At 63.2% G+C, this 4,446-nt stretch carries 5 protein-coding genes; 4 read left to right on the top strand and 1 reads right to left on the bottom strand.

The window, feature by feature from the left end; all coding sequences use genetic code 11:
* The coding region (locus tag ABYW26_RS11125) for an HAD hydrolase-like protein (protein WP_372604940.1) at positions 1-320 on the bottom strand (320 nt) is incomplete at its 3' end.
* Between the two features lie 128 nt (positions 321-448).
* Here ABYW26_RS11125 and glmU point away from each other — a divergent pair.
* The 4 genes from glmU to ABYW26_RS11105 are packed head-to-tail and all read left to right on the top strand — an operon-like array spanning position 449 to position 4,419.
* Positions 449-1,804, top strand: coding sequence for a bifunctional UDP-N-acetylglucosamine diphosphorylase/glucosamine-1-phosphate N-acetyltransferase GlmU (glmU, locus tag ABYW26_RS11120; protein WP_372604938.1), 1,356 nt, complete (start codon positions 449-451; stop codon positions 1,802-1,804).
* A gap of 3 nt (positions 1,805-1,807) precedes the next feature.
* Positions 1,808-3,625, top strand: a complete 1,818-nt coding sequence (gene glmS / locus ABYW26_RS11115) for a glutamine--fructose-6-phosphate transaminase (isomerizing) (protein WP_372604937.1) — start codon at positions 1,808-1,810, stop codon at positions 3,623-3,625.
* A 3-nt stretch (positions 3,626-3,628) separates the two neighbouring features.
* Positions 3,629-4,180, top strand: a complete 552-nt coding sequence (locus ABYW26_RS11110) for a pyridoxamine 5'-phosphate oxidase family protein (RefSeq protein ID WP_372604935.1) — start codon at positions 3,629-3,631, stop codon at positions 4,178-4,180.
* Complete coding sequence (locus ABYW26_RS11105; RefSeq protein ID WP_372604934.1) at positions 4,177-4,419, top strand: DNA alkylation repair protein; 243 nt, start codon at positions 4,177-4,179, stop codon at positions 4,417-4,419. The genes ABYW26_RS11110 and ABYW26_RS11105 overlap by 4 nt, the downstream gene beginning before the upstream one ends.
* Positions 4,420-4,446: the final 27 nt, after the last annotated feature.

The following is a 4,446-nucleotide window of genomic DNA, read 5'->3' as shown; positions in this document are numbered from 1 at the left end:
GCGATCTTTTCGGCGCGCAGTCGGTCAACCGCCTGAATGGCCCCCGGATACAGCGTGGTGTAGCGGTCGATATGGGTGTCATAGGCCGACAGAAGCACCGGGAACTGACGCTCAATATCAGCGTCCTGAAACTCGGGCTGCACCCGTTCGAACCCAAGCCGCAGCATGGCATGGCCGCCACGAAACGCCGTGGCCTGATCGCGCACCGGGTCCAGAGGCTGCCCCAGCCCCAGCCCAATGAAACAGGCATTCGCTGCCGCGATCAGGTCGCCGCTGGTATCGGCCAGCGTGCCGTCTAGATCGAAAATCACCGTGCGCATTTTGTCCTCTTGGCGTGAATCTGCCCAAAACCTGAAATCTGGCGTAACGCCTTTTGATCCGCATCACCCTTGCGAACTGCAATAACCCCGATAAAAGGTGCAGCAACAGATGAAAAGGGGCCGCAGTCATGCCGACAGCACTGATCGTTCTGGCCGCGGGTCAAGGCACGCGCATGAATTCCGACCTGCCGAAGGTCTTGCATCCTTTGGGCGGGGCGCCGTTATTCGTGCATGCGCTGCTGGCGGGGGGCGCGTTGACGCCGGAACGCTCGGTTCTGGTGGTGGGCCACGGGGCCGAGGCCACGGCAAAGGCCGCTGCTGATTTTGACCCCGATCTGATCATCGCCGAGCAATCCGAGCAACTGGGCACCGCCCATGCGGTCGCACAGGCGCGCACGGCACTGGCGGGGTTCAGCGGCGATGCGGTGGTTCTCTATGGCGACACGCCGTTCATCCGCCCCGAAACGCTGGAAGCGATGCAGGCCGCCCGCGCCAATCACGCGGTGGTGGTTCTGGGGTTTCAGGCCGCTGATCCCGGTCGCTATGGTCGGCTGGTCATGGCCGGTGACCGTCTGGAACGGATCGTCGAATACAAGGACGCGTCGCATGAGGAACGTGCGATAAGTATTTGTAACTCTGGCGTGATCTGCGCCGACGCGGAAACCCTTTTCGACCTGATCGACGCAGTCAGCAATGACAATGCGGCGGGCGAATATTACCTGACCGACATCATCGCCATCGCCAATGCGCGCGGCCTCAGCGCCACCGCCGTCACCTGTGACGAGGCCGAGACCATGGGCATCAACACCCGCACCGAACTGGCCCGGGCCGAGGCGGTGTTCCAGCAGGCCAAGCGCGCCGAGGCGCTGGAGAATGGCGTCACCCTGATCGCGCCCGAGACCGTGTTTTTCAGCTATGACAGCTATATCGGCCGTGATGCGGTGGTTGAGCCGAACGTGATCTTCGCCCCCGGTGTCACGGTTGAAACCGGCGCGCGCATCCGGGCGTTCTCGCATCTGGAGGGGTGCCATGTGTCGCGCGGTGCCACGGTTGGCCCCTATGCCCGTCTGCGCCCCGGTGCCGAGCTGGCCGAAGACGTGCATGTCGGCAATTTCGTCGAGATCAAGAACGCCACGCTGGACGCTGGCGCCAAGGTCAATCACCTGAGCTATATCGGCGATGCCTCGGTTGGCGAGGCGACGAATATCGGCGCGGGCACCATCACTTGCAATTATGACGGCGTGTTCAAGCATCACACCGAGATCGGAGCGCGGGCGTTTATCGGCTCGAACACCATGCTGGTGGCGCCGGTCCGGGTCGGGGACGAAGCGATGACCGCGTCGGGCTCGGTCATCACCGGCGATGTGCCGGATGGCGCGATTGCCATTGCCCGGGCCAAGCAGGTTAATAAACCGGGGCTGGCGCGGAAATTATTTGATAAGCTGCGGGCAGAGAAAGCGCGTAAGCAGCAAAAGGCTGAGTAAATCATGTGTGGCATTGTTGGCGTTCTGGGCGATCACGAGGTCGCGCCTATTCTGGTCGAGGCGCTGAAGCGGCTGGAATATCGCGGCTATGACAGTGCCGGGATCGCCACCGTGAATAACGGCGTTCTGGGCCGTCGCCGCGCCGTGGGCAAGCTGGTCAATCTGGGCGATCTGCTGGTGCATGATCCCCTGGCCGGGAAATCCGGCATCGGCCATACCCGCTGGGCCACGCATGGGGTGCCCAGTGTCGGCAATGCGCATCCGCATCGCTCGGGTCCGGTGGCGGTGGTGCATAACGGCATTATCGAGAATTTCCGCGAATTGCGTGCCGAGCTGGCCGCTTGCGGTCTGGCACATGAAACCGACACCGATACGGAAACCGTCGCCCTGCTGACGCGGCATTATCTGGAACAGGGCCTGCCGCCGCGCGATGCCGCCGCCAAGACCCTGACCCGGCTTGAGGGCGCTTTTGCCCTGTGTTTCCTGTTCGATGGCGAGGACGATCTGATCATCGCCGCCCGCAAGGGCAGCCCGCTGGCGATCGGCTGGGGCGAGGGCGAGATGTATGTCGGCTCGGACGCGATTGCGCTGGCGCCGCTGACCGACCGCATCACCTATCTGGACGAGGGCGACCGCGCCGAAATCACCCGCGCCGGGGCCGCGATCTTTGACGCGCAGGGCCGCCCCGCCAACCGCGAAATCCGCCGCATTCAGGCCAGCGAATCCCGGGTCGAAAAGGCCGGGCACAAGCATTTCATGGCCAAGGAAATCGCCGAGCAACCGGCGGTTCTGGCCGACGCGATCCAGCATTACGTCGGGTCCGACAACACCATCCAATTGCCCGAGGGGCTGGATTTCAGCCGCTTCGACCGCATCACCATGGTCGCCTGCGGCACCGCTTATCTGGCCTGCCTGACCGCCAAATACTGGTTCGAGCAACTGGCCGGTATCCCGGTCGATGTCGATGTGGCCTCGGAATTCCGCTATCGCGAGCCGCCGATCCCGGCCCGCACGCTGGCGCTGTTCGTCAGCCAATCGGGCGAGACCGCCGACACGCTGGCGGCGCTGCGGTTCTGCGCTGGCAAGGCCGACGCGATCCTGTCGATCGTTAATGTCGCTGAAAGCTCGATCGCGCGCGAAAGCGACATCTCGTTGCCGATCCATGCCGGGGTCGAAATCGGCGTTGCCTCGACCAAGGCCTTTACCTGTCAGTTGACGGTGCTGGCGCTGCTGGCGCTGCGCGGCGCGATGGATACCGGCCGGATGGATGCGGCGACCTGCGCCGGTCACCTGACCGATCTGCGCGGCCTGCCGGGGCTGATGAACCATGCGCTGGCGCTGGAGGATGAGATCCACAACCTGTCGCGCAAGCTGTCTGAGGCCCGCGACGTGCTGTTCCTAGGCCGTGGGGCGATGTTCCCTCTGGCATTGGAAGGCGCGCTTAAACTTAAAGAAATCAGCTATATACATGCCGAAGGTTATGCGTCAGGCGAACTGAAACACGGGCCGATCGCGCTGGTCGATGAACATGTGCCGGTGATCGTCCTGGCCCCGCATGACCGCTTGTTCGACAAGACCGTGTCCAACATGCAAGAGGTCCTTGCCCGTGGCGGTCAGGTGCTGTTGATCACCGATGCCAAGGGCGCCGAGGCCGCAAGCGAAGGCGTCTGGCACGTGCTGCGCCTGCCCGACGTCCCGGACCTGTTCGCGCCGGTTCTGTATGCCTTGCCCGCGCAGATGCTGGCCTATCACACCGCTGTCGCCAAAGGCACCGATGTCGATCAGCCGCGCAATCTGGCAAAATCCGTAACGGTGGAGTGACCCATGGCCAAACAATTCGACACGCTTGAAGACCGCCACATCGACTTCATCGAGAAACAGCATATCTATTTCACCGGCACCGCCGCGCCGACGGGCCGGGTCAATGTCTCGCCCAAGGGCATGGACAGCCTGCGGGTTCTGGGACCGAACCGCATCCTGTGGCTGAACCTGACCGGCAGCGGAAACGAGACCGCCGGGCATTTGTTGCAAGCCAACCGCATTACGCTGATGTGGTGTTCGTTCACCACCCAGCCGCTGATCCTGCGGGTCTATGGCACCGCGCGCGCTGTGCATGTGGACGACGCCGAATTCGCCGAACTGGCAGCGCATTTCCCGCCGATCCCCGGCGCACGTCAGATCTATGATGTCACGGTCGAGATGGTGCAGACCTCGTGCGGCTATGCCGTGCCGTTCTTCGATTATGCGGATGAGCGCGACACGCTGAAAATCTGGGCCGAGAAAAAAGGCGATGACGGCGTGCGTGCCTATTGGGACGAAAAGAACCGCATCACGCTGGATGGCGCGCCGACCGGCATTCCGGACGGCACAGCATGACCGCCGATCAGGCGCTAGAAGCGCTGCATGCGCTGGCCGTGCCCGGCCGCGCTGATGGGGCCAAGGCCTATCACAAGGCGGCGCGGGTCTATCTGGGCGTGCCCAACCCCGAAATCAACGACCTGACCAAGGAATGGCGTCAGTCTTTGGATGTCGATCAGCGCGTGGACCTGGCGCGCGGCGCTGGTCATTACCTTGCCATGGACCAAACAGAACCACCCCAAGCCCGCCGATCTTGAGATCCGTCAGCGGGTGCTGGGCTGGGC

This window comes from Actibacterium sp. (assembly GCF_041584535.1).
In the GTDB taxonomy this organism is placed as follows: domain Bacteria; phylum Pseudomonadota; class Alphaproteobacteria; order Rhodobacterales; family Rhodobacteraceae; genus Actibacterium_D.
This window is presented reverse-complemented; position numbering and strand designations above follow the sequence as displayed.

Excerpts from the sequence above, each read along its gene's own strand:
- ABYW26_RS11110 (WP_372604935.1), top strand. The coding sequence starts at position 3,629 with ATGGCCAAACAATTCGACACGCTTGAAGACCGCCACATCGACTTCATC.
- glmS (WP_372604937.1), top strand. The coding sequence starts at position 1,808 with ATGTGTGGCATTGTTGGCGTTCTGGGCGATCACGAGGTCGCGCCTATT.
- ABYW26_RS11105 (WP_372604934.1), top strand. The coding sequence starts at position 4,177 with ATGACCGCCGATCAGGCGCTAGAAGCGCTGCATGCGCTGGCCGTGCCC.
- glmU (WP_372604938.1), top strand. The coding sequence starts at position 449 with ATGCCGACAGCACTGATCGTTCTGGCCGCGGGTCAAGGCACGCGCATG.